The following is a 25268-nucleotide window of genomic DNA, read 5'->3' as shown; positions in this document are numbered from 1 at the left end:
CCGTTCACCCGGTCAGGACACGATGTCCTTGCGGGCGAAGCCCCGGAAGGCGAGGGCGAAGAGGACCAGGGCGTACGTCAGGGAGACCGCCGTGCCCTTCACCATGCCGCCCCATTCCAGCTGGGGCTGGAGGGCGTCGATCCAGGCGAACTGCCAGTGCGCGGGCAGGAAGTCGCGCCAGGCGCCGAGGGCGGTGACGGCGTCCAGGACGTTGCCGACGATGGTGAGGCCGACGGCGCCGCCCACCGCGCCGAGCGGGGCGTCGGTGCGGGTGGACAGCCAGAAGGCGAGCCCGGCGGTGACCAGTTGGGAGGCGAAGACGAAGGCGGTGGCGATCCCGATCCTGAGCAGGGCTTCTCCGGCCGGCACCGAGCCGCCGGTCGGCAGCTGGAGCGGCCCCCAGCCGTAGGCGACCGTGCCCGCCGCCAGGGCCACCAGCGGGAGGAGGACCATCGCGGCCGCGCTGTAGGCGAGCGCGACCGCCAGCTTGGAGGCGAGGAGCCGGGAGCGGGGCACGGGCGCGGCGAGCAGGTACCGCAGCGAGGACCAGCTCGCCTCGGAGGCGACCGTGTCCCCGCAGAACAGCGCCACGGGGACGACGAGGAGGAAGCCGGCCGAGACGAAGAGGCAGGTGGCCGCGAAGTTGGCGCCCGAGGTCGTCGCCGTGTCGATCAGGGTGACGCGGCCCTCGCGGTCGCCGTCCCCGGTGCCGCCGATCGCGAAGGCCGCGATCAGGACGAACGGCAGGGCGACCAGGATGCCGCCCATCACCAGGGTGCGGCGCCGCTTCCACTGGCGCAGGGCCTCGACGCGCAGGGGCAGGGTGCGTCCCGGGCGGTAGCCGGGGGCGGACTCCGGCACGCCGGCGGGCCCCTCGGACGGCAGGGTGCTGGGGGTGGTGCTGCTCATGCGGCTCCTCCTCCGATCAGGGTCAGGAACGCGTCCTCCAGGCGCCGGTGCGGCCCGACCCCGGTCAGCGGCACGTCCAGGCGGACGAGTTCGCCGATGAGGGCGGTCGCGTCGGCGCCGTCGAGCCGGACCAGGAGTCCGCCGTCGGTGCGGGCGGCCGAGCCGACGCCCGGCAGGGCGCCGATCTTCTCGACGAGGGCGTCGGGGACGGGCGGGACGGGGGTGCCGTCGGGGGTGCGTTCGGCGAGGGTGACGAGGAGGGTGTCGCCGGAGCCGGTGATCTCCGCGACCGGCCCGGCCTGCACCAGCTGCCCCCGGTCCATGACGACGAGGTGGGTGCAGGACTGCTCGACCTCCGCCAGGAGGTGGCTGGAGACGATGACGGTGCGGCCCTCGGCCGCGTACCGGATCATCACCTCGCGCATCTCGCGGATCTGCGGCGGGTCGAGGCCGTTGGTCGGCTCGTCGAGGATCAGCAGGTCCGGCAGGCCGAGCATGGCCTGGGCGAGGGCGAGGCGCTGGCGCATGCCCTGCGAGTAGGTGCGCACGGCGCGTTCCAGGGCGCCGCCCAGGTTCGCGATCCGCAGGGCCTCGTCGACGTGGGCGTCCTCGGCGGGGCGGCCGGTGGCCTTCCAGTACAGGTCGAGGTTCTCCCGGCCCGACAGGTGCGGCAGGAACCCGGCGCCCTCGACGAAGGCGCCGACGCGGGAGAGGACCGGGGCGCCGGGCCGGATGGCCTGGCCGAAGACCCGGATCTCGCCCTCGTCGGGGGCGATGAGGCCCATCAGCATGCGCAGGGTGGTGGTCTTGCCGGCGCCGTTCGGGCCGAGGAGGCCGAGGACCTGGCCCTGTTCGACCTGGAAGGAGAGGTCCTTGACGCTGTACCGCTCGCCGCCCTTGTACTTCTTGGACAGGCCGGTGATCCGGAGCGGTACGGAGACGAGCCCGGGGTCCGGCGCGGGCGCGGCGGTCCTGCGGCGGGCCGTGAGCAGCAGGGCGGCGGCGACGGCCAGGCCGATCAGCGGCAGGCCCCACACCCACCAGGGCAGGGCGGCGCCCTGGGTGGCGAGGCCGGGCGCGGTGGGGACGGTCAGCGGCCCCTGCACGGCGACGGTGTAGGCGGCGGGGGCGGCCGGGGAGGCGTAGCCGAGGTCGGTGGCGGCGACGACGAGCCGCAGCCGGTGCCCGGCCTCCACCTCGTGGTCGATCGCGGGCAGCGTCAGGGTGACGTCGCGGCCCGCCCGGGCGTCCTCGACGCGGACGGGGGCGACGAGCTGGGCGGGCAGCACCTGCTGCCGGCCGTCGGGGCCGACGTCGTACACCTTGGCGAAGAGGACGGCGGAGCCGTCGGCGGCGGTCGAGGTGACCTTGACGCGGACGGTCGGCGCGCCGGTGATCCGCAGCGCCCCGGTCTGCGGCTTCGCGTCGAAGCGGGCGTGCTGGCCGGGGAAGTCGAGGGAGAGGCCGACGCCGAGGGAGGAGAGGCCGGAGAGGCCGCCGCCGAGGCCGGGGACGGCGGAGACGGCGGGCGGGGCGCCGCCCGGCGGGTTGGCGAAGGTCTGCGGGGCGCCGCCGAGGGCCAGGGCCGTGGTGCCGGAGGCGAGGCCCGGGTAGCGGTCGGCGGTCGCGGCGCGCAGGGTCGCCCGGCCGTTGGTGGAGTCGACGCCGCCGGTGCGGCTGACGCGGAAGGCGGGGCCGGTGTCGGCGGAGGCGTCCCGCTTCAGCCAGCGGTCGAACCAGGCGCCGACGCGCCGCTCGACGCGCTCGGTCTCCTGGTCGCCGCCGTCGTGGCCGCCGGAGGTCCAGTCGACGGCGACGGGGGCGCCGTTGGCGGCGAGGGTCCGGGCCGTGGCGTCGGACTGGGCCAGGGTGAACAGCGAGTCGGACTGGCCCTGCACGAGGAGCGCGGGCACCTTGATCCGGCCGCCGACGGCCGAGGGGCTGCGGGCTTCGAGGAGCGCGCGGGCGGCGGCGTCGGGCTTCCCGGAGACGGCGACGCGCTGGTAGAGCGCGCACAGCTCGGCGCTGAAACGCCCGCAGGCGGGGGCCTTCCCGGCGGCGGCCTTCCCGGCCCCGGCGGCCGGGACCTCTCCGGTGGCCGGCCCGTCCCCCGCCCCGTTCCCCGCCCCGTTCCCGACCCCGTTGCCGGCGGAGAAGAAGATCCCGGCCCAGAGCTTCTTGAAGACGCCGTCCGGGAAGAGGGCGTCGGCGAGGTTCCAGTACGTGATCCGGGGGGCGATCGCGTCGACGCGCGGGTCGTGTCCGGCGGCGAGCAGGGAGATCGCGCCGCCGTAGGAGGCGCCGCTGACGCCGACGCGCGGGTCGCCCGCCCCGTCGAGGAGGACCTCGGGCCGGCCGGCGAGCCAGTCGATCAGCCGGCTGACGTCCTTCACCTCGCGGTCGGGGTCGTTGAGGCCGATCTCCCCGGTGGAGGCGCCGAAGCCGCGGGCGGACCAGGTGAGGACGGCGTACCCGTCGCGGGCGAGGCCCTCGGCCTGGGCGCGGACGTCGTCCTTGGAGCCGCCGAAGCCGTGGCCGAGCAGGACGGCGGGCCTGCGCCCGTCGCCGTCGCCGGTGAAGTACGAGGTGTCGAGCCGTACGCCGTCGACGTCGAGCGTCCGGTCCGCGCGGTGCACGGGCGGTGGATCGTCCGAGGCGACGGCGGTCCAGGTGCCGGCACCCGCGAGGACGGTGAGCGCGGCGGTGACCGCGGCCCACCGGGGAAGTCGGAGTCGCATGGCCCCGAGCCTAAGCGGGCCCGCCGCGGACCACGGCTCCCGAAAGGCGGAGGTCCCGCACCTCCTGGGGTCGTACGGAGTACGGTCCGCGTACCGCGGGCGCGGTACGAGGATCCGGGGAGGAAACGTGATCGAGGTCCGGCGGGCGACGACGGTGGCCGAGCTGGTCGCGGCGGAGCACCTCTACGACGGCCCGGCGCGGGAGGAGTGGGCGGCCCGCTTCCTGGCGGCGCCGGGGCACCTGATGCTGATCGCCTACACGGAGGACGGCTTCCCGGCCGGCTTCGTGTCCGGGGTCGAGATGACCCACCCGGACAAGGGCACCGAGATGTGCCTCTACGAACTGTCCGTGGACGAGGCGCACCGCCGCCGCGGCACGGGCCGCGCCCTGACGGAGGCCCTCCTCACGGCCGCCCGGGACCGCGGCTGCCACGGCGCCTGGGTGGGCGCGGACACGGACAACGCCCCCGCCCTCGCGACCTACCGCGCGGCGGGGGCGGCGGACGAGGGGGTGTTCGCGATGCTGGGCTGGGAGCTCCCGGAGTGAGGAGGCCCGGGGCCCCGGAGCGCGGTTGCCGCGCTCCGGGGCCCCGGGCGTCCGTCCGCGTCAGTGGTTGCGCGGGAAGCCCAGGTCGACGCCGGCCGGGGCGTCGGAGGGGTCGGGCCAGCGGGTGGTGACGACCTTGCCGCGGGTGTAGAAGTGCACGCCGTCGTTGCCGTAGACGTGGTGGTCGCCGAAGAGGGAGTCCTTCCAGCCGCCGAAGGAGTGGTAGCCCACCGGGACCGGGATCGGGACGTTGACGCCGACCATGCCGGCCTCGACCTCCAGCTGGAAGCGGCGGGCCGCGCCGCCGTCGCGGGTGAAGATCGCGGTGCCGTTGCCGAACGGCGAGGCGTTGATGAGGGCGAGGCCCTCCTCGTACGTCTCGGCGCGCAGCACGCACAGGACCGGGCCGAAGATCTCGTCCTGGTAGGCCTTGGCCGTGGTGGGGACGCGGTCGAGGAGGGAGAGGCCGATCCAGTGCCCGTCCTCGTGGCCCTCCACCGTGTGGCCGGTGCCGTCGAGGACGACCTCGCAGCCCTCGTCCGCCGCGCCGTGGACGTAGGAGGCGACCTTGTCGCGGTGGACGGCCGTGATGAGCGGGCCCATCTCGGAGGTCGGGTCGTTGCCGGGGCCGATCTTGATCTTCTCGGCGCGCTCGCGGATCTTGTCCACCAGCTCGTCGCCGATGGAGCCGACGGCGACGACCGCCGAGATCGCCATGCAGCGCTCGCCCGCGGAGCCGTACGCCGCCGAGACGGCCGCGTCGGCCGCCGCGTCGAGGTCGGCGTCCGGGAGGACCAGCATGTGGTTCTTGGCGCCGCCGAGCGCCTGGACGCGCTTGCCGTTGGCGGAGGCGGTGGTGTGGATGTGCCGCGCGATCGGGGTCGAGCCCACGAAGGAGATCGCCGCCACGTCCGGGTGCTCCAGGAGCCGGTCCACGGACACCTTGTCGCCGTGCAGGACGTTGAAGACGCCGTCCGGCAGACCGGCCTCGGCGAGCAGTTCGGCGATCTTCAGGGACGGGGAGGGGTCCTTCTCGCTCGGCTTGAGGATGAAGGTGTTGCCGGTCGCGATGGCGATCGGGAACATCCACATCGGCACCATGGCCGGGAAGTTGAAGGGCGTGATGCCGGCGACGACGCCGACGGGCTGGCGGATGGACGCCACGTCCACGCGGTTCGACACCTGGGTGGAGAGCTCGCCCTTGAGCTGGGTGGTGATGCCGCAGGCCAGGTCGACGATCTCCAGGCCGCGGGCGACCTCGCCGAGCGCGTCCGAGTGCACCTTGCCGTGCTCGGCGACGATCAGCTCGGCGATGGCGTCGCGGTTCGCGTCGAGCAGCGCGCGGAACTTGAAGAGGATCGTGGTGCGCTGGGCCAGCGAGGAGGTGCCCCAGGTGGCGAAGGCGGCCTTGGCGGCGGCCACCGCCGCGTCGACCTCCTCGACGGAGGCGAGCGCGACCCGGGTGGTCACGGCGCCGGTGGCCGGGTCGGTGACCGGACCCCAATTGCCCGACGTGCCCTCGACGGTCTTGCCACCGATCCAGTGGTCGACGGTCTTGACGGTGTTCGTCATGACGAAATGCTCCTTCAGAGATGGCGGCGTCGGGCGGTGACGTGCCGGTCGTACTCCTCCCGGGCCTCGACCGCCGCCTCGCGGGTCGCGGTCTCGGCCACGGGCACATCCCACCACGCCGGGGCCGGGGGCGGGCCCGACACTGTGTCGGGCGTTTCGGTCTCGACGTAGACACATGTGGGAACCGTCGCCGCCCGCGCCTCCCCGAGGGCTTCTCGCAGGTCACGGACGGTGCGGGGGCGCAGCACCCGCATGCCGAGGGAGGCGGCGTTGGCGCCGAGGTCGACGGGGAGCGGCGGTCCGGTGAAGCCGCCGTCCGCGTCCCGGTACCGGTAGTCGGTGCCGTACCGCTCGGCCCCGACGGCCTCCGAGAGGCCGCCGATGGAGGCGTACCCGTGGTTCTGGAGGACGACGAGCCGCAGCGGCAGGCGCTCCTGCACGGCGGTGACGATCTCGGTGGGATTCATCAGGTACGTCCCGTCCCCGACGAGCGCCCAGACGGGCCGGCCGGGGGCGGCGAGGAGGACGCCGATCGCGGCGGGGATCTCGTATCCCATGCAGGAGTAGCCGTACTCGACGTGGTACTGGTCGGCCGAGCGGGGCCGCCACAGCTTGTGGAGGTCGCCCGGGAGCGACCCGGCCGCGTTGATCAGGATGTCGCTCGCGTCGACCAGGGTGTCGAGTGCGCCGAGGACCTGGGTCTGGGTGGGGCGGGCGTCCTCGTCGGGGACGGCGTACGCGGTGTCGACCCGGCGCTCCCGGTCCCGCTTGGCGGCGGCCCACTCCTCCGGGTCCCGCGACCGGTGGCCGTCGAGGGCGCCGGTGAGCGCGGTCAGCCCCTCGCGGGCGTCGGCGACGAGCGGAAGCGCGGCCTGCTTGTGGGCGTCGAAGCCGGTGACGTTGAGGTTGAGGAAGCGGGCGCCCTCGGGGAAGAGCGTGCCGGAGGCGGTGGTGAAGTCGGTGTAGCGGGTGCCGACGCCGATGACGAGGTCGGCGGCGCGGGCCAGGGCGGCGGCGGTCTCCGTACCGGTGTGGCCGACGCCGCCCACGTCGCAGGGGTGGTCGTACGGCAGGACGCCCTTGCCGGCCTGGGTGGTGGCGACGGGCAGGCCGGTCCGCTCGGCGAAGGTCCGCAGGGCGTCCTCGGCGCCGCTGTGCCGCACCCCGCCGCCCGCGACGACCAGGGGCCGTTCGGCGGAGCGCACGGCCCGCACGGCGGCGTCGAGTTCGTCCCGGTCGGGGCGGGGGCGGCGGACGCGCCAGGTCCGCTCGGCGAAGAACTCCTCCGGCCAGTCGTACGCCTCCGCCTGCACGTCCTGGGGCAGGGCGAGGGTCACGGCGCCGGTCGCGGCGGGGTCGGCGAGGACCCGTACGGCTTCCAGGGCGGCCGGGACCAGGGCCTCGGGGCGGCCGACCCGGTCGAAGTACACGGAGACGGGCCGCAGGCAGTCGTTGACGGACACGTCCCCCGCGTACGGGAGCTGGAGCTGCTGGAGGACGGGGTCGGCGGGCCGGGTCGCGAAGGTGTCGCCGGGGAGGAGCAGGACGGGCAGGTGGTTGATCGTGGCGAGGGCGGCGCCGGTGACGAGGTTGGTGGCGCCGGGGCCGATGGAGGTGGTGACGGCGTGCGCGGAGAGGCGGCGGGACTGGCGGGCGTAGCCGACGGCGGCGTGGACCATGGCCTGTTCGTTGCGGCCCTGGTGGAAGGGCATGAGCGCCGGGTGCTCGACGAGCGCCTGCCCGATCCCGGCGACGTTCCCGTGGCCGAAGATCCCCCAGGTGGCGGCGATCAGGCGGTGGCGCTCGCCGTCGCGCTCGGTGTACTGGGCGGCGAGGAAGCGGACGAGGGCCTGGGCGGTGGTGAGGCGGACGGTGCTCATGCGGGCCTCCGCGAGTGTTCCGGGGACGGCCGGGGATCGCTCATGCGTGCGCCTTCGTCTTTGTTCACGCGTACCCCTCCGTGTGGTCCGGGTGGAAGCTGATCCTCCACTCGCGTTCGGGTCCGGGGCCCGCCATGACGTTGAGGTAGTAGAGGTCGTGGTCCGGCTGGGCGATCGAGGGGCCGTGCCAGCCGTCGGGGACGAGGACCGCGTCGCCGTCGCGGACCTCGGCGAGCAGGTCGGCGCCGCCGGGCCGGGAGGGCGAGATCCGCTGGTAGGCGAGGCCGTGCGGGCCCTGGACCTCGTAGTAGTAGATCTCCTCCAGGACGGCCTCGGCGCCGGGGCGGTGCTCGTCGTGCTTGTGCGGCGGGTAGGAGGACCAGTGGCCGCCGGGCGTGACGACCTCGACGGCGATGAGCCGGTCGCAGGCGAAGGCGTCGGCGGAGGCGAAGTTCCGCACCTCGCGGGCGCGGTCGCCGCTGCCCCGGGTCTCGACGGGAACCTCCGGCGCGGGACCGTAGCGGGCGGGGAGTCGTCGCTCGCACTTCGCTCCTGCCAAAGCGAAGCGGCCCCCCGCGCCGGAGGCGATCTGGGCGTGGGCGTCGCGCGGTACGTAGGCGAAGTCGGTCACCCCGTCGAACACGCTCGCGCGGCCCCGGAGTTCGAAGACCTCGCCGTCGACGCGCACGCTACAGGCACCGGCGAGGGGAAGCACGGTCCATTCGGAATCCCCGCTCCCGAAGGAGTGGGTCTCCCCCGGCCCGAGGGTGAGGACGCGGAGCGCGGAGTACGTCCATCCGGCCCGCGCGGGGTCGACGTCGACCGCGTACGGCCCCCGGGCGGCGGTCCCGGCGGGGAGGTGGAGGGATGCGGGGTGATCGGGACGCGGGCTCATGACGGTCATGCCTACCCCCTTTCCGGAGGCGTTCCCGTACGGATCGTTCCCGTGCCCCCGGCCAGGGCCTCCGCGATCTCCGCCGGGTCCGGCATGGCGGAGGAGCAGGCGAGCCGGCCCGCGACGATCGCGCCGGCGGCGTTGGCGTGGCGCAGGGTCCGTTCGAGGTCCCAGCCGGCGAGGAGGCCGTGGACGAGCGCCCCGCCGAACGCGTCGCCCGCGCCCAGGCCGTTGACGACCTCCACCGGCAGCGGTGGCACCTCGGCGCGGGTGCCGTCGGCGGCGAGCGCCAGGACGCCCTTCGGGCCCTGCTTGACGACGGCGAGCCGGACGGCGCCGCCGTCGGAGGCGAGCAGGGCGCGGGCGGCGGCCTCCGGATCGCGCTCCCCGGTCGCGACCTCGCACTCGTCGAGGTTGCCGACGGCGACGGTGGCGTGGCGCAGGGCCTCGGCGTAGTACGGGCGGGCCTCGGCCGGGTCCGTCCAGAACATCGGCCGCCAGTCCAGGTCGAAGACGGTGGCCTCCCGGCCGGTCCCGCCGTCCCCGCCTCCACCCCCGTGGCCCGACCTGGCCCGCAGCGCCTCCAGGGTCGCGGTGCGGCTCGGCTCGGCGCACAGGCCGGTGCCGGTGGCCCAGAAGACCCGGGCGGCGCGGATCGCGTCGAGGTCCAGCTCGTGCGGGTGGATCTCCAGGTCGGGGGCCTTGGGCAGCCGGTAGAAGTAGAGCGGGAAGTCGTCGGGCGGGAAGACCTCGCAGAAGGTGACGGGGGTGGGGTGCGCGGCGGCCTCCGTCACCCAGCGGTCGTCCACGCCGAAGCCCTTCAGCTCCCGGTGCAGGAAGGTGCCGAAGGGGTCGGCGCCGGTGCGGGAGACGAGCGCGGTGCGGCGGCCGAGCCGGGCGGCGGCGACGGCGACGTTGGCCGGGGAGCCGCCGAGGAACTTGCCGAAGCTCTCGACCCGGTCGAGCCCGACGCCGGTCTGGAGCGGGTAGAGGTCCACGCCGAGGCGCCCCATGGTGATCAGGTCGTACGGCTCCGTCTCCACGTGCCACCTTTCGCCCTCGGCCCCGTCCTCAGGTCTAACTCCCTACCCTGGGGGTGTCAACGACATGTCCGGACATACGGACCAGCGGCGCGCTTGACGGTGCTCCCGGCCGGGGTCAGGGTGGCTGTCATGACGAAGCCGTCCCCGCAGTCGTCGTCCCCGAACTCCACGCCCTCGATACCGTCGGCGCCGTCCAGGATCCGCGTCGGTTCCGCCCCGGACTCGTGGGGCGTGTGGTTCCCCGACGATCCCCGGCAGGTGCCCTGGCAGCGCTTCCTCGACGAGGTGGCGGGCGCGGGGTACGAGTGGATCGAGCTCGGTCCGTACGGCTATCTGCCCACCGATCCGGCGGTCCTCGCGGAGGAGACCGCCCGGCGCGGCCTGCGGGTCTCGGCGGGGACGGTCTTCACCGGCCTGCACCACGGCCCGGACGTCTGGGAGCGGACCTGGGCGCACGTCGCCGAGAACGCGGCCCTGGCGCAGGCGATGGGGGCGGGCCACCTGGTCGTCATCCCGTCGTTCTGGCGGGACGACCGGACGGGCGAGGTCCTGGAGGACCCGGTCCTGACCGCCGGTCAGTGGCGGGACCTGACCCGCCTGACGGAGCGTCTGGGGCGGGAGGTGCGCGAGCGGTACGGGCTGCGGATCGTGGTCCACCCGCACGCCGACACGCACCTGGACGGCGAGGAGAGCGTGACGCGCTTCCTCGACGCCACCGACCCGGAGGCCGTCGCGCTCTGTCTGGACACCGGGCACTACGCGTACGCCGGCGGGGACAGCGTCGGGCTGATCGAGGCCTACGGGGAGCGGATCGGCTATCTGCACCTGAAGCAGGTCGATCCGGCGGTCCTGGCGGAGGTGGTCGCCGAGGGGACGCCGTTCGGTCCCGCGGTGGCGCGGGGCGTGATGTGCGAGCCGCCGTCCGGGGTGCCCGCCCTGGAGCCGGTGCTCGCCGCCGCCCGCGCCCTGGACGTGGACCTCTTCGCGATCGTCGAGCAGGACATGTACCCGTGCGACCCGGACGTCCCGTACCCGATCGCGCTGCGGACCCGGGGCTTCCTGCGCTCCTGCGGGGTGTGACCGGGTCCGTACCGCTCCCCTACCGCCTCGGCCCGGGGTGGCGCACGGGGACACACCGGCGGCCCGATGCGTCACTTCCGTCACGTGCGTCCCGTCCTCGTCACGCTCTTCTCCGTTACGCGGGTTTCCCGTCACAGGCGCGTGACAGCCGCTCCCCTTCCGTCTGAAGGGGTCGTTGCAGGGGGCACAGGCTCAGTGATCGCCAACGCCCACCCGCAGCGCCCCCGAACGGCACCCCCGCCGCCGCTGCGCGGTGCGCAGGGAGGTACCAGGCATGACGGACAAGAGGCTCTGGTCGTACAAGGACATCGCGGCGCACATCCGGGTGCAGCCGGACACCGTCCGCTCCTACCGGAAGCACGGGCTGCTCCCGCCACCCGACCACGTCGAGTCGGGCAAGCCCTTCTGGTACGCGGACACGATCCGCGCCTGGGTCGCGAGCCGCCCCGGCAACCGGGCCCGCCGCGACTGACCCCGTCCCCCGCACACGCCCGACGCCGGGTCCCGGATCCCCTCCGGGACCCGGCGTCCTGTCGTGACGGGGTCAGCGGGCGGCGCTGTACTCCTTGTCCCTGCCGTCGGCGGTCTCCTCCGCGGCGGCGGGGGCGGCCGGGGGCCGGGCCGGGGCGTCCGACTCGCTGACGCCGAAGCGGTCGTGGAAGCGGCGCAGCGGTCCCGGGGCCCACCAGGTGAGGCGGCCGGTCAGCTTCATCACGGCGGGGACGAGGAGGCTGCGGACCACCATCGCGTCCATGAGGACGGCGAGGGCGACCCCGAGGCCGAGCATCTTGGTGTTGGTGACGCGGGCGGTGCCGATGGCGACCATGACGACGGCGAGGATGACGGCCGCGGCGGTGATCAGGCCGCCGGTGCGGCTCAGGCCGAAGCGGACGGAGTGCTCGTGGTCGCCGGTGGCGTCGTACTCCTCCTTGATCCGGGAGAGCAGGAACACCCCGTAGTCCATGGAGAGTCCGAAGGCCACGCAGAACATGAGCACGGGCAGGGTGGTCTCGATGTCGCCGGTGGGGGTGAAGCCGAGGAGGCCGGAGAGGTGGCCCTCCTGGAAGACCCACACGACGGCGCCGAACATGGCGGTGAGGCTCAGGGCGTTGAGGACGACGGCCTGGATCGGGACGAGGACGCTGCCGGTGAGCAGGAAGACCAGGAGCAGGGTGACGAGGACGATGATCCCCGCCGCCCGGGGCAGCCGCTCGCCTATGGCGTCCTTGGAGTCGACCAGGACGGCGGCCGGTCCGGTGACGGAGGTGTCGAAGGGGGCCTCGGCGGCGCGCAGTTCGCCGACGACCCGCTGGGCCCCGGCGCCGACGGCCTCGCCGTCGGGCACGACGGTGAAGTAGGCGGGGGCGCCGCCGCCCGCGGTGACCGGCCCGTCGGCCCGGCCGACGCCGTCGAGGGCCTCGATCCGCTCGCGGTAGGCCGCGTACTGCTCGGGGGTGGCCGGTCCCTCGGCGAGGACGGTGATCCCGCCGCCGGGGTCGCCCGGGAAGCCGTCCCGCAGCTCGTCCTGGACGATCCGCGAGGAGGCGGTGACGGGGAGCTGGCGGTCGTCCGCCGTACCGAACTCCACACCGAGGAAGGGAAGTCCGAGGAGGACGAGTCCGGCGGTGGTGAGGACGGCGAAGACGGGCGCCCTGCGCATCACCAGGCCGGCGGCGCGCGCCCAGCCCGCGCCGGAGGCGTCCTTCCGGGGCTCCCGGCCGCGCCGGACCGGGCGCCGCAGGTCCAGGGCGTTGACCCGGTGGCCGAGCAGCACGAGGGCCGCGGGGAGCAGGGTGAGGGCGGCGGTGGCGGCGAGCAGGACGACCGCGATCCCGGCGTACGCGAAGGAGCGCAGGAAGTACTGCGGGAAGACCAGCATCGCGGCGAGCGAGACGGCGACGGTCAGGGCGGAGAAGAGCACGGTCCGCCCGGCGGTGCGCAGGGTGGTGCGGACGGCGGTGTGCGTGTCGGCGCCGGCGGCGAGCTCCTCGCGGTAGCGGCGGACGACGAACAGGGCGTAGTCGATGGCGAGTCCGAGGCCGAGCGCGGTGGTCAGGTTCTGCGCGAAGACGGAGACGTCGGTGAACTCGGTGAGGCCGCGCAGGATCGCGTTGGTGCCGAGGATGGCGACGATGCCGACGCCGAGGGGCAGCAGGGCGGCGACGGCGCTGCCGAAGACCATGACGAGCAGGACGAGGGTGAGGGGCAGGGCGATGAGCTCGGCCCGCAGCAGGTCCTCCTCGATGAGCGTCTGCATCTCGTGGCGGACGGCGAGCTCGCCGCCGAGCGAGACCTCCACGGGGCCGTGGGCGCCCCGGTAGGCGGGGGCGATCCGGTCGAGGACGGCCGCGGCCTCCTTCTCCTCACCGGTGATCCGGGCGGCGATCACGGCCTTGCGGCCGTCCTCGGAGCGGAGGGCGGGCGAGCCGGTGGACCAGTAGGAGCCGACGCCCTCGACGCCCGGTTCGGCGTCGAGCCGCTCGGCGAGGCGGCGGGCCTCGGCGGCGACGGCCGGGGCGTCGGTCCCGGCGGTGCCGGAGTCGACGAGGAGGAGCAGGTTCGGCCGGGAGCCCGGGAAGTGCCGCTCCAGGGCCTCGGAGGCGTACGTGGACTCGGCGGCCGGGTCCTCCCAGCCGCCGCTGCCCATGCGGTCCGCGACCCCGCCGCCGGCCAGGACGGCGAGGGCGGTGAGCACGAGGGCCACGAGCAGGGTGAGCCGGGGCCGCGCGGTCACGAACCGCGTCCAGCCTCCGACCCGGGACCCGACGCCGACGCCCGGCTCCCTGCCGCTCCCGGCCCCGCGCCGGGCCGCCGGCCCCCCGCCGCCCCCGCCCCCACCTGGGGTTCCTCCCCCGGTGCCGGCCGCGCCGGGGGTTGTTTTCTTGACTTCGGCCATGACGCGGTGTCCCCTTCACCTGACCCGTGCGCACACGCTTCCCGGCAGGACGCGCGGGTCACCCATTGCCATAGACTGGCAAACACGAGCGATCACTCGCGTTTTCCAAGAATGCGAGCGACCTCTCGTGTTTGTCAAACGGGTCGAGAAGAGCTGGGGACAGTCATGTCCGGAGACACGTCCGAAGAACCGAAGCCGCGCCGCCGCCAGGCCCGGGGCGAGCGCCGCATCGCGCAGTTGCTCCAGGCCGCCGCGAACGTCTTCTGCGCGAACGGCTACACGGCGACCAGCACCAACGCGATCGCCCGCGAGGCGCACGTCTCGCCCGGCACGCTCTACCAGTACTTCCCGAACAAGGAGGCCATCGCGATCGAGCTGGGCGAGCGCCTGCTGCACGACATGCGGGAGGCGCACGGCCAGGCGTTCACGGCGGAGAACCTCGCCCTGCCCCTGCCCGAGCTGCTCGACGCCGTCGTGGACCCGCTGATCGAGTTCAACTGCGCCAACCCGGCCTTCCTCGCCCTGATGCACGGCTCCGACGTCCCCGGCCGGATCGCCGAGGAGCACGACGAGCTGCACGCGACCCTGCTCACCCGGGTGGAGGAGGTCATCGCCCACTACGCGCCCGCGTTGTCCGCCGCCGACCGGAGCCGGACCTCCGGGATGACCTTCGCCGCCTTCAAGGGGGGCCTGGACCTCGTCCTCGCCGCGCCCGAGGGCCCCGAGCGGGACGCCACGGTCGCCGAGCTGAAGACCCTCCTCCTGCGCTACCTCTCCCCGCTGGTCGAGGAGTCGGCGGAGGGCCGGGGAAAGTCGGCGGAGGCCCCGGTCACCACGTCTCCGAGCCGCTGACCGGGTCGGAGGACGGCGCCTTCCCCCCGGCCCTCCCCCGCCCCCGCCCCCGCAGCCGCGTCGCGAGCAGCGGGAGGACGAGCACCGAGACCATGCCGGCCCCGACCAGCGCCGCCGACTCGCCCGCCGCCAGCTCGCCGCCCTCCACGCCGATGGCGGTGATCGCGACGATGAGCGGCAGCGCCGTGGAGCTGTAGAGCACGAGGCCCCGCCGGTCCCCGCGGCCGAGGTCGCGCGGGGCGAGGAACCACACGGGTCCGCCGCGCACGACCAGGAAGAGCAGCAGGAAGACCGGCAGCAGGAGCAGGTTCCGGCCGCCGTCGAGGAGCGCGGACAGGTCGAACTCGATCCCGGTGACGACGAAGAAGACCGGGACGAGGAAGCCGAACCCGACGCCCTCGACCTTCTCCAGGATCCGCGGGCCGGACTCGGGCGCGACCCCGGCCAGCACGAGCCGGGTGATCAGTCCGGCCGCGAAGGCGCCGAGCAGCACGTCGAGCCCGAGCGCCTGCGAGGCCCCCAGCATCAGGGCGAGCAGCAGGAAGACGAAGCGGACCGCGAACTGGCCGCTGGTGTCCAGGGTCCTGACGACGACCCGCGAGAACCACGGCGGGCGCGGACGGAGCGCCCACAGGACGGCCAGGGCCGTGAGCGCCGCGAAGACCGCGAGGAGCACCGTGGACTCGCCCGCGCCCCGCCCGCTGAGCAGCAGGGCCATCGCGATGACCGGCCCGAACTCGCCGACCGAGCCGAAGGCCATGACGACCGAGCCGAACCGCCCGTGGAGGTCGCCCGCGTCCCGCAGCACCGGCAGGACGGTGCCGAGGGCCGTGCTGGTCAGGGCCACCCCGATGAAGACCCCCTTGGCGTAACCGCCGCCGAGCAGGACCCCGGCGCCGAGGCCGAGGGCGAGGGCGGCGACCCAGGCCCACAGGGCGCGCCGGAGGGTGTCGCCGCGGACCTCGCCGAACTCGATCTCGTACCCCGCGAGGAAGATCAGCATGGTGAGGCCGAGCTGGGAGAGGCCGTCGACCAGGGCGTCCGTACGGGCCCAGTCGAGGACGTCGGGGCCGACGAGGACGCCGAGCAGGATCTCGAAGACGACGAGCGGGACCGGGAGCCTGCGGCCCACGGCGTAGGCGAGCAGGGGCGCCAGGACGGCGATCGTCATGATGAGGATCAGGGAGCTCCCCGAAGGTGACATGTCGGGTATCTACCATGGGCCGTGGCCCGGATCCCTCATTCGGCGCGGCGCGGCCGCGACTGGAATTCATACCCCCCAGGGGTATAAGCTCGATCTCCGTAAGGCTTCGCAACCCAAGAGGAGAACGCCATGGCCGCAGAGACGCAGACCGAACTCACCACCGTCTACCAGGTCAAGGGCATGACCTGCGGGCACTGCGAGGGCGCCGTCTCCGGCGAGATCTCCGCACTCCCCGGCGTCACCTCCGTCACGGCCGTCGCCAAGACCGGCGAGGTCACCGTCGTCTCCGGGGCCCCGCTCGACCGCGAGGCCGTGCGCGCCGCCGTGGACGAGGCCGGTTACGAGCTGGTCTGACCGCCGGACGCCGTCCGAACCGTCGGCACCTCGCGGGGTCGTACCGTTACCGGGTACGGCCCCGCTCCCGTTCGGAACCGCCGATGACGTCCACGATCACCGAGCCGACGATCGATGGCATGACCTGCGCCTCCCGCGCCGCCCGCGTCGAGAGGAAGCCCAACCGGATGGACGGGGTGACCGCGACGGTCGACCACGCCACCGAGAAGGCACGGGTCGAGCACCCGTCGGACCTCCCGGTCGACGCACTGATCGCCACCGTCGTCAGGGCCGGCCGCACCGCCGGGGAGCCTCCGCCCCCGCACCCCGAGCCCGTGCGCGCGGAAGAGGCGCCCGAGGGCCCCGGCCACGATCAGGGGGAACCTCGGCCGGGCCTTCGGCTCCGACGTGGCCGCGCTGCCGCTCGCGGCGGCCGGACTGCTCGATCCGATGATCGCGGGGCTCGCGATGGCCTTTTCGTCCGTGTTCGTCGTGTCCAACAGCCTGCGGCTCCGACGGTTCACGTGAGTTCACCTACACGTGATGCACAGGACCTTCACACCGAGACCTAGATCACAGATATTGTGGGGTAACCATCTGGGCTGTTCGTGAGTCTAAGTGGGCGATGCCGAGAACGTCTTGGGGGACGTTCATGGGATGTCTTGGGGGACGTTCCAGGCAAGCGTTTGGCCGGGGCACGTGCACCGGGGAGCTTTGAGCGGCCCTCCCGTACGCGTACCCCGGCATACCGCGTCGCGCCCGATCCGCGCAGCCACCGGCTGGCGCCGGCAGACGCCCGGCCCGGATCCCGTGGGGGGAATCCGCACCGGGGATATGGGAAGCGCCCCGCTCGCCGACCCGTGGGGGGATCGGCGGCGGGGCGCTTCTCGCTTTCGTACGGACCCGGCGGGGTCCCGGCTCAGCGGCCCTCGACCGGGACGAAGTCGCGCAGGACCTCGCCCGTGTAGATCTGGCGCGGGCGGCCGATGCGGGAACCCGGCTCCTTGATCATCTCGTGCCACTGGGCGATCCAGCCGGGAAGGCGGCCGAGCGCGAAGAGCACGGTGAACATCTCGGTCGGGAAGCCCATCGCGCGGTAGATCAGACCCGTGTAGAAGTCCACGTTCGGGTAGAGGTTGCGCGAGACGAAGTAGTCGTCCGAGAGCGCGTGCTCCTCCAGCTTGAGCGCGATGTCCAGGAGCTCGTCGGACTTGCCGAGCGCGGAGAGGACGTCGTGCGCCGCCGCCTTGATGATCTTGGCGCGCGGGTCGAAGGACTTGTACACCCGGTGGCCGAAGCCCATCAGGCGGACGCCGTCCTCCTTGTTCTTCACCTTGCGGATGAAGGAGTCGACGTCGCCGCCGTTGGCCTTGATGCCCTCCAGCATCTCCAGGACCGACTGGTTGGCGCCGCCGTGCAGGGGGCCCCACAGGGCCGAGATGCCGGCGGAGATCGAGGCGAACATGTTCGCCTGCGAGGAGCCGACCAGGCGCACGGTGGAGGTCGAGCAGTTCTGCTCGTGGTCCGCGTGCAGGATGAGCAGCTTGTCGAGCGCCGAGACGACGACCGGGTCGAGCTCGTACTCCTGGGCCGGGACCGAGAAGGTCATGCGCAGGAAGTTCTCGACGTACCCGAGGTCGTTGCGCGGGTAGACGAACGGGTGGCCGATCGACTTCTTGTACGCGTACGCCGCGATCGTCGGCAGCTTGGCGAGCAGCCGGATCGTGGAGAGGTGCCGCTGCTCCTCGTCGAACGGGTTGTGGCTGTCCTGGTAGAAGGTGGACAGCGCGGAGACCACCGAGGACAGCATCGCCATCGGGTGGGCGTCCCGCGGGAAGCCGCGGAAGAAGTTCTTGACGTCCTCGTGGACCAGCGTGTGCTGCGTGATCTCGTTCTTGAAGGTCGCGAGCTCGTCGACCTTGGGCAGCTCACCGTTGATCAGCAGGTACGCCACCTCGAGGAAGGTGGAGCGCTCCGCCAGCTGCTCGATGGGGTAGCCGCGGTACCGCAGAATGCCCTGCTCACCGTCGAGGTAGGTGATCGCGGATTTGTAGGCGGCGGTGTTGCCGTATCCGCTGTCCAGGGTGACCAGACCGGTCTGGGCTCGGAGTTTCCCGATGTCGAAGCCCTTGTCACCGACGGTGCTCTCGACCACCGGGTAGGTGTATTCACCGTCCGCGTACCGCAGTACTACAGAGTTGTCGCTCACGTCATCCCTCACCGACGTAGTGCCTCTTCTTCGAGGTGCCCTGACTGTCTCTACCATCCCCCATTTGGCTCAGGAGAGTGCACTCGGGGTCGACCATTGGGCCAATCGGCGGCACTGAGTGCCGCCAACCTTCATATCCTGCCCCCTTCGCCCCGGTTCCGGTACCCCTCCGTGATCTTTCACACGAGGGCGGACCCTGTGAGCCGGTGGGCGAGTGCGGTAAAGCGGCGGCCCGCCGAGACCGTGCGGACCGCCTGGGCGATGGCCCGGCGGGAGCCGACCAGGACGACCAGCTTCCGGGCCCGGGTGACGGCCGTGTAGAGCAGGTTCCGCTGGAGCATCATCCAGGCGCTCATGGTGACCGGGATCACCACCGCCGGATACTCGCTGCCCTGCGAGCGGTGGATGGTGACCGCGTACGCGTGGGCGAGTTCGTCCAGCTCGTCGAAGTCGTACGGCACCTCCTCGTCCTCGTCCGTCCGCACGGTCAGGCGCTGCTCGACGGGGTCCAGGGCGGTGACGACGCCGACGGTGCCGTTGAAGACGCCGTTGGCCCCCTTGTCGTAGTTGTTACGGATCTGGGTCACTTTGTCACCCACCCGGAAGACGCGCCCGCCGAACCGCTTCTCCGGGAGGTCGGGGCGGGCCGGGGTGATGGCCTGCTGGAGCAGTCCGTTGAGCGCGCCCGCGCCCGCCGGGCCCCGGTGCATCGGGGCCAGGACCTGCACGTCCCGGCGCGGGTCGAGGCCGAACTTGGCCGGGATGCGGCGGGCCGCGACCTCCACGGCGACCCGGGCCGCGTCCTCGGTCTCCTCCTCGGCGAAGAGGAAGAAGTCCGGCAGGCCGTCCGTGCGCGGGGGCGTGCCGGCGTTGATCCGGTGTGCGTTGACCACCACGCCGGACTGCTGGGCCTGCCGGAAGATCCGGGTCAGCCGGACCGCCGGCACGGGGCTGCCCGGGGCGAGCAGGTCGCCGAGGACCTCGCCCGCGCCGACCGAGGGGAGCTGGTCCACGTCCCCCACGAGCAGCAGGTGGGCGCCCGGGGCCACCGCCTTCACCAGCTTGTTCGCCAGGAGCAGGTCCAGCATGGAGGCCTCGTCGACGACGACCAGGTCCGCGTCCAGGGGCCGGTCCCGGTCGTAGGCGGCGTCCCCGCCGGGCTTGAGCTCCAGGAGCCGGTGGACGGTGGACGCCTCGGCGCCGGTCAGCTCCGCGAGCCGCTTGGCGGCCCGGCCGGTGGGGGCGGCGAGCACCACCTTGGCCTTCTTGGCGCGGGCCAGCTCCACGATGGAGCGGACCGTGAAGGACTTGCCGCAGCCGGGGCCGCCGGTGAGGACCGCGACCTTGCGGGTCAGGGCGAGCCGCACGGCCTCCTCCTGCTCGGGCGCGAGCGAGGCCCCGGTGCGGGTGGCGAGCCAGGCCAGGGCCTTGTCCCAGGGCACGTCGCGGAAGGCCGGCATCCGGTCCTCCTCGGCCCGCAGCAGCCGCCGGAGCTGCCCGGCGAGGGACAGCTCGGCCCGGTGGAACGGGATGAGGTACACGGCGGTGACGGGCGTCCCCTCGGGCCCCGGCACGGTCTCCCGCACGACCCCCTCGGGGTCCTCGGCCAGCTCGCCCAGGCACTCGATGACGAGCCCGGTGTCGACCTGGAGGAGCTTCACCGAGTCCGCGATCAGCCGCTCCTCGGGCAGGAAGCAGTGCCCCTGGTCGCTGGACTGCGACAGGGCGTACTGGAGGCCGGCCTTCACCCGGTCGGGGCTGTCGTGCGGGATGCCGACGGACTGCGCGATCCGGTCGGCGGTGAGGAAGCCGATGCCCCACACGTCGGAGGCGAGCCGGTACGGCTGGTTCCTCACGACGGAGATCGAGGCGTCCCCGTACTGCTTGTAGATCCGCACCGCGATGGAGGTGGAGACGCCGACCTCCTGGAGGAAGACCATCACCTCCTTGATCGCCTTCTGCTCCTCCCAGGCGGCGGTGATGTTCCTGGTCCGCTTGGGCCCGAGCCCCGGGACCTCGATCAGCCGCCCCGGGGCGTCTTCGAGGATGTCGAGGGTGTCGAGCCCGAAGTGCTGCGTGATGCGGTCGGCGAAGACCGGGCCGATGCCCTTGACCAGGCCGGAGCCGAGGTAGCGGCGGATGCCCTGGATGGTGGCGGGCAGGACGGTCGTGTAGTTCTCGACGGTGAACTGCTTGCCGTACTGGGGGTGGGACCCCCAGCGGCCCTCCATCCGCAGCGACTCCCCCGGCTGGGCGCCGAGCAGCGCGCCGACCACCGTCAGGAGGTCACCGGCACCGCGCCCGGTGTCGACCCGGGCGACCGTGTACCCCGTCTCCTCGTTGGCGTAGGTGATCCGCTCCAGGACCCCTTCGACCACTGCCGGACCGCGACCCTCGTTGGACATGTGTCGACCGTAGCGAAGGGGTCGGACAGGACGCTCACAGCGGGTGCCTGTAATCGTGGCCGGGCCGTCGCGGGTCGCGGCCGCCGGCCTCGGTGCCGGGTCAGCGGTGCCGACCGCCCTTCTCGAAGGACCGGGGCCGGTAGCGGCCGTGGGGGCGCGACCGCCTGCGGCGACCGACGTGGACCGCCAGGTGCGTGACGATGGTGGCCGGGACGAGGAAACCGGCGATCCATGACGTGCGCAGTGTGATGTCGGCCAAGGACAGGGCCGTATTCCAGCCATGAGGAAGGCCGAAGAGAAAGGCCGAGATGAGGAGCGAGAGCACGACCGACACCAGCACGGCGACAGTCACCCGCCGAGCAAGCCCTTCCCACCACACACGTGCGGCAACCCGATCCACACTGCCTCCGCCACCGGTCGTGCGGGCATTGTCGCTCACGGCCTACGGCAGGCGATAGAGCAGCGGCGGACAAGCGGCATGAGGGCGGACCGGCACACACAGCCGCTCGACGACCAGGAGCGGGACGCCGGACACCGATCGGCGTTTCCGACATGCCGATCCAGGGCCCGGACCCTAGCGTTTCCGGCATGAGTGAACCTTCCTTCCAGGATCCTTCCTTCCAGGACGATGTCCTGAACGAGCTGGGCGCCGACCGGCTCCACGAGATCGCCGGGCTGCTCGGTACGGACACGGCCGGGGCCCAGGAGGTCGTGGGCAGCTCGGTGGCGGAGCTCTCCGGCGGGCTGCGGCAGGCCGCCGCCGAGCCCGGCAGCGCGGACGAGGTGCGCGCCGCCGTCGACGAAGTCGCCTCCCCCGAACCTCCACTCCAGGGCGTCGCCGCCTTCGGCGGCCTGGTGAGCGGCGGCCTGATGGCCGGGGTGCTCGCCAAGCTGGCGAAGCCGGCGGCGAACGCCGTCGCGAAGCGCACCGGCATCCCGCCGGCCACCGCGAACCGCGCGGTCGAACTCCTCGTCCCCGTCGTCGTCGCGGCCCTCACCAAGCGCGCCGCGAAGAAGGGCGGAGCGGGGGGTGGGCTCGGGGATCTGCTGGGCGGTCCGAAGCGGTAGCGCCGGGAAGCGGTCCTCGGATCGCCGGGAAGCGGTTCTCAGATCGCCACGAAGCGTTCCAGCGTCTCCTCCAGGAGTTCCGCGCCGTCCCGGGTCCACAGTTCGTCGTTGAAGAGTTCCACCTCCACCGGGCCCGTGTAGCCGGCCTTCTCCAGGAGGGTCGTCCAGGCGCGGAGGTCGATCGTGCCCGTGCCCAGTTGGCCGCGGCCGTTGAGGACGCCGGCCGGGAGGGGGGTGGTCCAGTCGGCGAGCTGGAAGGAGTGGACGCGGCCGGTCGCGGCCGCGCGTTCCACCGCCGCCGGGGCCCGGTCGTCCCACCAGAGGTGGTACGTGTCGACCACCACGCCCACCTGCGAAGGCGGGAAGCGCTCGGCGATCTCCAGGGCCTGGTCCAAGGTGGAGACCGCGCAGCGGTCCGCCGCGTACATCGGGTGGAGGGGTTCGACGGCGAGGCGGACGCCGTGTTCCGCGGCGTACGGGGCCAGTTCGCCGATCGCGTCGGCGATGCGGGCGCGGGCGGCCGGGAGGTCCGGGAAGGCGGGGGTGAGGCCGCCGGAGACCAGGACCAGGGTGTCCGTGCCGAGGGCCGCCGCCTCGTCGACCGCCGCGCGGTTGGAGGCGAGCCGGTCGTCCGAGGTGAAGAAGCCGCCCCGGCAGAGGGTGGTGACCGCCAGGCCCGCCTCCCGTACGAGCCGGGCCGCCGCCTCCACCCCGTACTCCCGGACGGGTTCGCGCCACAGGCCGACGCCCCGGATCCCCAGGCGGACGCAGTGGGCGACGAGGTCGGGGAGGGGGAGCTGCCTGACCGTCATCTGGTTGATCGAGAAGCGCTCGGGGTTCACCGCGGGACTCCGTGGACCGTGAGGAGGGACTTCATCCGGGACTCCGCCAGGGACGGGTCGGGGAACAGGCCGAGTCCGTCGGCCAGTTCGTACGCGCGCGCGAGGTGCGGGAGGGAGCGGGCGGACTGGAGGCCGCCGACCATCGTGAAGTGGTCCTGGTGGCCGGCCAGCCAGGCCAGGAGGACGACGCCTGTTTTGTAGTAGCGGGTGGGTGGCTGGAAGAGGTGGCGGGAGAGGTCCACCGTGGGGTCCAGGAGCTTGCGGAAGGTCGTTGTGTCGCCCGTGTCCAGGGTGCGGACCGCTTCCGCCGCCAGCGGGCCCAGCGGGTCGAAGACGCCGAGCAGGGCGTGGCTGAAGCCCTGTTCGTCGCCCTCGATCAGCTCCGGGTAGTGGAAGTCGTCGCCCGTGTAGCAGCGGACGCCCTTGGGGAGGCGGCGGCGCAGCTCCACCTCGCGCCGGGCGTCCAGGAGGGAGACCTTGACGCCTTCGACCTTGTCCGGGTGGGCCGCGATCACGGCGAGGAAGGTCTCCGTCGCCGCGTCGAGGTCGGCCGAGCCCCAGTAGCCGTCGAGCGCCGGGTCGAACATCGGGCCCAGCCAGTGCAGGATCACCGGCTCGCTCGCCTGGCGCAGGAGGTGGCCGTAGACGTCGAGGTAGTCGTCGGGGCCCGTCGCGGCGGCCGCGAGGGCGCGGGACGCCATCAGGATCGCCTGCGCGCCCGACTCCTCGACCACCGCGAGCTGTTCCTCGTACGCGGCGCGGATCCGCGGCAGCGTGCCCTGGGGCAGGTGGTCGGTGCCCGCGCCGCAGGCGATCCGGCCGCCGACGGCCCTCGCCTCGGCGGCCGAGCGCCGGATCAGTTCGGCCGCGCCCGCCCAGTCGAGGCCCATGCCGCGCTGGGCGGTGTCCATGGCCTCGGCGACCCCGAGGCCGTGGGACCAGAGGTGGCGGCGGAAGGCGAGGGTGGCGTCCCAGTCGACGGCTGCGGGGCCGTCGGGGGTGGTGTCGGCGTACGGGTCGGCGACGACGTGCGCGGCGGAGAAGACGGTACGGGAGGCAGGGGGGCCGGCCGGAGCGAGCGCCAGGGGGTCGGTGCGGGGCTCGTACTGCCGTACTCCGCCGTCGGGGGTGGGGAGGCGGATCGTCACGGGGTGGGCTCCGGGGCGGCGGGGCGGTGGGTCGGCACGGGGTCCTCCTGGGGGTTGATGGGGCGGGTCCGCGCAGGGCCCTCCGGGGTGGCGGGGTGGTGGGCTCGCGCAGGGCCCTCCGGGGTGGCGGGGTGGTGGGCTCGCGCAGGGCCCTCCGGGATGGCGGGACCGCGGGTCGGTGCCGGGCCCTCCGGGATGGCGGGACCGCGGGTCGGTGCCGGGCCCTCCGGGGTGGCGGGACCGCCGGTGGTCCCGGGGGTGGGTCCGGAGGGGCGGTTCGCCCGGTGCCGCGCCGTCGTCACGGCGTCACCTCCGGGACCTCCAGGCGGCGGCCCTCCGTCGCCGAGCGCAGGCCCAGTTCCGCGAGCTGGACGCCGCGGGCGCCCGCGAGGAGGTCCCAGTGGTAGGGCTCGTCGAGGACGACGTGGCGCAGGAACAGCTCCCACTGGGCCTTGAAGCCGTTGTCGAAGTCGGCGTTGTCCGGGACCTCCTGCCACTGGTCGCGGAAGGGCTCGGTCACGGGGACGTCGGGGTTCCAGACCGGCTTCGGGGTGGCCGAGCGGTGCTGGACGCGGCAGCCGCGCAGCCCGGCGACGGCCGAGCCGTGCGTGCCGTCGACCTGGAACTCCACCAGTTCGTCGCGGTGGACGCGGACCGCCCAGGACGAGTTGATCTGGGCGACGGCCCCGCCCTCCAGCTCGAAGATCCCGTACGCGGCGTCGTCGGCGGTGGCCTCGTAGGGCTTGCCGTGCTCGTCCCAGCGGCGCGGGACGTGGGTGGCGACGTGGGCGCTGACGGAGGTGACCCGGCCGAAGAGCTCGTGGAGCACGTACTCCCAGTGCGGGAACATGTCGACGACGATCCCGCCGCCGTCCTGCGCGCGGTAGTTCCAGCTCGGGCGCTGGGCCTCCTGCCAGTCGCCCTCGAAGACCCAGTAGCCGAACTCCCCCCGTACGGACAGGATCTCGCCGAAGAAGCCGCCGTCGATCAGGCGCTTGAGCTTGAGCAGGCCCGGCAGGAACAGCTTGTCCTGGACGACGCCGTGCTTGATCCCCCGCTCGGTGGCGAGCCGGGCGAGGTCGAGGGCTTCGGCGAGGTCCCCGGCCGTCGGCTTCTCGGTGTAGACGTGCTTGCCCGCCGCCACGGCCCGGCGGATCGCGTCGGCGCGGGCCGAGGTGACCTGCGCGTCGAAGTAGACGTCGACCGTCCCGTCCGCGAGGACCGCGTCGAGGTCGGTGGACCACTCGGTGAGGCCGTGGCGCTCGGCGAGGGCGCGCAGGGCGGGCTCGCGGCGGCCGACGAGGACGGGCTCGGGCCAGAGGGTCTCGCCGTTCCCGAGGTCGAGGCCGCCCTGCTCGCGCAGGGCGAGGATCGAGCGGACCAGGTGCTGGCGGTGGCCCATGCGGCCGGTGACGCCGTTCATGGCGATGCGGACGGTCCTGCGTGTCACGGAAGGTTCCTCTCCCTCGGGGCCCCGCGCGCGGTCGCCCGGGTGCTCCGCGTGCGATTGCCCGGGTGCTCCGCGCGTGATTGCCCTGGTGCTCTGTGTGCGATTGCCCTGGTGCTCCGCGCGCGGTCTCCCCGGTTCCTCACGCGCGATAGAAAGCGCTTTCTACACGTGGGAACGCTAGCCTGCGGACAACGCCC

At 73.4% G+C, this 25268-nt stretch carries 20 protein-coding genes and 1 pseudogene; 7 read left to right on the top strand and 14 right to left on the bottom strand.

Annotated features, from left to right (window positions below; translation table 11 throughout):
- Positions 1-12 precede the first annotated feature (12 nt).
- Complete coding sequence (locus ACIP5O_RS04970) at positions 13-909, bottom strand: ABC transporter permease (protein ID WP_401288687.1); 897 nt, start codon at positions 907-909, stop codon at positions 13-15.
- A complete protein-coding gene (locus tag ACIP5O_RS04965) occupies positions 906-3647 on the bottom strand; it encodes an alpha/beta fold hydrolase (protein WP_401288684.1) in 2742 nt (913 codons plus the stop codon). The genes ACIP5O_RS04970 and ACIP5O_RS04965 overlap by 4 nt, the downstream gene beginning before the upstream one ends.
- A gap of 130 nt (positions 3648-3777) precedes the next feature.
- Between ACIP5O_RS04965 and ACIP5O_RS04960 the strand changes: the two genes are divergently transcribed.
- Entirely contained in the window at positions 3778-4194 is a 417-nt protein-coding gene (locus tag ACIP5O_RS04960; RefSeq protein ID WP_401289338.1) for a GNAT family N-acetyltransferase, read from the top strand.
- Between the two features lie 60 nt (positions 4195-4254).
- Here the strand turns inward: ACIP5O_RS04960 and mmsA are convergent, their stop codons facing one another.
- The 4 genes from mmsA to iolC form a co-directional block, all read right to left on the bottom strand.
- On the bottom strand, positions 4255-5766 hold the full coding sequence (gene mmsA, locus ACIP5O_RS04955) for a CoA-acylating methylmalonate-semialdehyde dehydrogenase (protein WP_401288682.1): 1512 nt from the start codon (positions 5764-5766) through the stop codon (positions 4255-4257).
- Positions 5767-5780: 14 nt separating this feature from the next.
- Positions 5781-7646, bottom strand: a complete 1866-nt coding sequence (gene iolD / locus ACIP5O_RS04950; RefSeq protein ID WP_401288680.1) for a 3D-(3,5/4)-trihydroxycyclohexane-1,2-dione acylhydrolase (decyclizing) — start codon at positions 7644-7646, stop codon at positions 5781-5783.
- Positions 7647-7710: 64 nt separating this feature from the next.
- Positions 7711-8550, bottom strand: coding sequence for a 5-deoxy-glucuronate isomerase (gene iolB, locus ACIP5O_RS04945; RefSeq protein WP_401288678.1), 840 nt, complete (start codon positions 8548-8550; stop codon positions 7711-7713).
- Between the two features lie 2 nt (positions 8551-8552).
- Positions 8553-9554 (bottom strand): 5-dehydro-2-deoxygluconokinase, encoded by a 1002-nt coding sequence (iolC, locus tag ACIP5O_RS04940; protein WP_401289336.1) that lies wholly within the window; start codon positions 9552-9554, stop codon positions 8553-8555.
- A gap of 159 nt (positions 9555-9713) precedes the next feature.
- On the opposite strand from iolC, the gene ACIP5O_RS04935 reads away from it, so the two are divergent.
- Positions 9714-10664 (top strand): sugar phosphate isomerase/epimerase family protein, encoded by a 951-nt coding sequence (locus ACIP5O_RS04935; protein WP_401288675.1) that lies wholly within the window; start codon positions 9714-9716, stop codon positions 10662-10664.
- Positions 10665-10938: 274 nt separating this feature from the next.
- Positions 10939-11136, top strand: coding sequence for an AlpA family transcriptional regulator (locus tag ACIP5O_RS04930; RefSeq protein WP_030210480.1), 198 nt, complete (start codon positions 10939-10941; stop codon positions 11134-11136).
- 72 nt (positions 11137-11208) lie between these two features.
- Here the strand turns inward: ACIP5O_RS04930 and ACIP5O_RS04925 are convergent, their stop codons facing one another.
- A complete protein-coding gene (locus tag ACIP5O_RS04925) occupies positions 11209-13560 on the bottom strand; it encodes an MMPL family transporter (protein ID WP_401288671.1) in 2352 nt (783 codons plus the stop codon).
- A 165-nt stretch (positions 13561-13725) separates the two neighbouring features.
- On the opposite strand from ACIP5O_RS04925, the gene ACIP5O_RS04920 reads away from it, so the two are divergent.
- A complete protein-coding gene (locus tag ACIP5O_RS04920; protein WP_401288669.1) occupies positions 13726-14412 on the top strand; it encodes a TetR/AcrR family transcriptional regulator in 687 nt (228 codons plus the stop codon).
- Here the strand turns inward: ACIP5O_RS04920 and ACIP5O_RS04915 are convergent.
- On the bottom strand, positions 14390-15616 hold the full coding sequence (locus ACIP5O_RS04915) for a cation:proton antiporter (RefSeq protein WP_401288666.1): 1227 nt from the start codon (positions 15614-15616) through the stop codon (positions 14390-14392). The two genes, ACIP5O_RS04920 and ACIP5O_RS04915, sit on opposite strands and share 23 nt — an antisense overlap.
- 129 nt (positions 15617-15745) lie before the next feature.
- Between ACIP5O_RS04915 and ACIP5O_RS04910 the strand changes: the two genes are divergently transcribed.
- Both ACIP5O_RS04910 and ACIP5O_RS04905 read left to right on the top strand, forming a co-directional pair.
- Positions 15746-15970, top strand: a complete 225-nt coding sequence (locus tag ACIP5O_RS04910) for a heavy-metal-associated domain-containing protein (protein WP_125666999.1) — start codon at positions 15746-15748, stop codon at positions 15968-15970.
- 83 nt (positions 15971-16053) lie between these two features.
- Positions 16054-16188 (top strand): annotated as a pseudogene (locus tag ACIP5O_RS04905) (cation transporter); the annotation flags it as partial.
- 680 nt (positions 16189-16868) lie between these two features.
- Here the strand turns inward: ACIP5O_RS04905 and ACIP5O_RS04900 are convergent.
- The 3 genes from ACIP5O_RS04900 to ACIP5O_RS04890 all read right to left on the bottom strand — a co-directional run bounded on the left by ACIP5O_RS04900 (position 16869) and on the right by ACIP5O_RS04890 (position 21002).
- Positions 16869-18158: a citrate synthase gene (locus tag ACIP5O_RS04900; RefSeq protein WP_125666997.1), complete on the bottom strand. Its 1290-nt coding sequence runs from the start codon at positions 18156-18158 to the stop codon at positions 16869-16871.
- Between the two features lie 179 nt (positions 18159-18337).
- Entirely contained in the window at positions 18338-20563 is a 2226-nt protein-coding gene (locus ACIP5O_RS04895) for an ATP-dependent RecD-like DNA helicase (protein WP_401288663.1), read from the bottom strand.
- Positions 20564-20663: 100 nt separating this feature from the next.
- Positions 20664-21002 carry a hypothetical protein gene (locus tag ACIP5O_RS04890; protein WP_401288660.1) on the bottom strand — a complete coding sequence of 113 codons (339 nt, stop codon included), beginning with the start codon at positions 21000-21002 and terminating at the stop codon, positions 20664-20666.
- A 149-nt stretch (positions 21003-21151) separates the two neighbouring features.
- On the opposite strand from ACIP5O_RS04890, the gene ACIP5O_RS04885 reads away from it, so the two are divergent.
- Positions 21152-21631: a DUF937 domain-containing protein gene (locus tag ACIP5O_RS04885; protein WP_401288657.1), complete on the top strand. Its 480-nt coding sequence runs from the start codon at positions 21152-21154 to the stop codon at positions 21629-21631.
- A 38-nt stretch (positions 21632-21669) separates the two neighbouring features.
- On the opposite strand, the gene ACIP5O_RS04880 is transcribed toward ACIP5O_RS04885, so the two are convergent.
- The 3 genes from ACIP5O_RS04880 to ACIP5O_RS04870 form a co-directional block, all read right to left on the bottom strand.
- Complete coding sequence (locus tag ACIP5O_RS04880) at positions 21670-22443, bottom strand: sugar phosphate isomerase/epimerase family protein (protein ID WP_401289333.1); 774 nt, start codon at positions 22441-22443, stop codon at positions 21670-21672.
- A 26-nt stretch (positions 22444-22469) separates the two neighbouring features.
- Complete coding sequence (locus tag ACIP5O_RS04875; protein WP_401288655.1) at positions 22470-23621, bottom strand: dihydrodipicolinate synthase family protein; 1152 nt, start codon at positions 23619-23621, stop codon at positions 22470-22472.
- A gap of 298 nt (positions 23622-23919) precedes the next feature.
- On the bottom strand, positions 23920-25071 hold the full coding sequence (locus ACIP5O_RS04870; protein ID WP_401288652.1) for a Gfo/Idh/MocA family protein: 1152 nt from the start codon (positions 25069-25071) through the stop codon (positions 23920-23922).
- Positions 25072-25268 lie beyond the last annotated feature (197 nt).

This window comes from Streptomyces sp. NPDC088915 (genome assembly GCF_044749825.1).
In the GTDB taxonomy this organism is placed as follows: Bacteria; Actinomycetota; Actinomycetes; order Streptomycetales; family Streptomycetaceae; genus Streptomyces.
This window is presented reverse-complemented; position numbering and strand designations above follow the sequence as displayed.

Coding starts and splice junctions, on each gene's coding strand:
- ACIP5O_RS04925 (WP_401288671.1), bottom strand. CDS start 13,560: ATGGCCGAAGTCAAGAAAACAACCCCCGGCGCGGCCGGCACCGGGGGA.
- ACIP5O_RS04895 (WP_401288663.1), bottom strand. CDS start 20,563: ATGTCCAACGAGGGTCGCGGTCCGGCAGTGGTCGAAGGGGTCCTGGAG.
- ACIP5O_RS04920 (WP_401288669.1), top strand. CDS start 13,726: ATGTCCGGAGACACGTCCGAAGAACCGAAGCCGCGCCGCCGCCAGGCC.
- ACIP5O_RS04910 (WP_125666999.1), top strand. CDS start 15,746: ATGGCCGCAGAGACGCAGACCGAACTCACCACCGTCTACCAGGTCAAG.
- ACIP5O_RS04935 (WP_401288675.1), top strand. CDS start 9,714: ATGACGAAGCCGTCCCCGCAGTCGTCGTCCCCGAACTCCACGCCCTCG.
- mmsA (WP_401288682.1), bottom strand. CDS start 5,766: ATGACGAACACCGTCAAGACCGTCGACCACTGGATCGGTGGCAAGACC.
- ACIP5O_RS04880 (WP_401289333.1), bottom strand. CDS start 22,443: ATGACGGTCAGGCAGCTCCCCCTCCCCGACCTCGTCGCCCACTGCGTC.
- iolD (WP_401288680.1), bottom strand. CDS start 7,646: ATGAGCACCGTCCGCCTCACCACCGCCCAGGCCCTCGTCCGCTTCCTC.
- ACIP5O_RS04965 (WP_401288684.1), bottom strand. CDS start 3,647: ATGCGACTCCGACTTCCCCGGTGGGCCGCGGTCACCGCCGCGCTCACC.
- ACIP5O_RS04970 (WP_401288687.1), bottom strand. CDS start 909: ATGAGCAGCACCACCCCCAGCACCCTGCCGTCCGAGGGGCCCGCCGGC.
- iolB (WP_401288678.1), bottom strand. CDS start 8,550: ATGACCGTCATGAGCCCGCGTCCCGATCACCCCGCATCCCTCCACCTC.
- ACIP5O_RS04885 (WP_401288657.1), top strand. CDS start 21,152: ATGAGTGAACCTTCCTTCCAGGATCCTTCCTTCCAGGACGATGTCCTG.
- ACIP5O_RS04915 (WP_401288666.1), bottom strand. CDS start 15,616: ATGTCACCTTCGGGGAGCTCCCTGATCCTCATCATGACGATCGCCGTC.
- iolC (WP_401289336.1), bottom strand. CDS start 9,554: ATGGGGCGCCTCGGCGTGGACCTCTACCCGCTCCAGACCGGCGTCGGG.
- ACIP5O_RS04930 (WP_030210480.1), top strand. CDS start 10,939: ATGACGGACAAGAGGCTCTGGTCGTACAAGGACATCGCGGCGCACATC.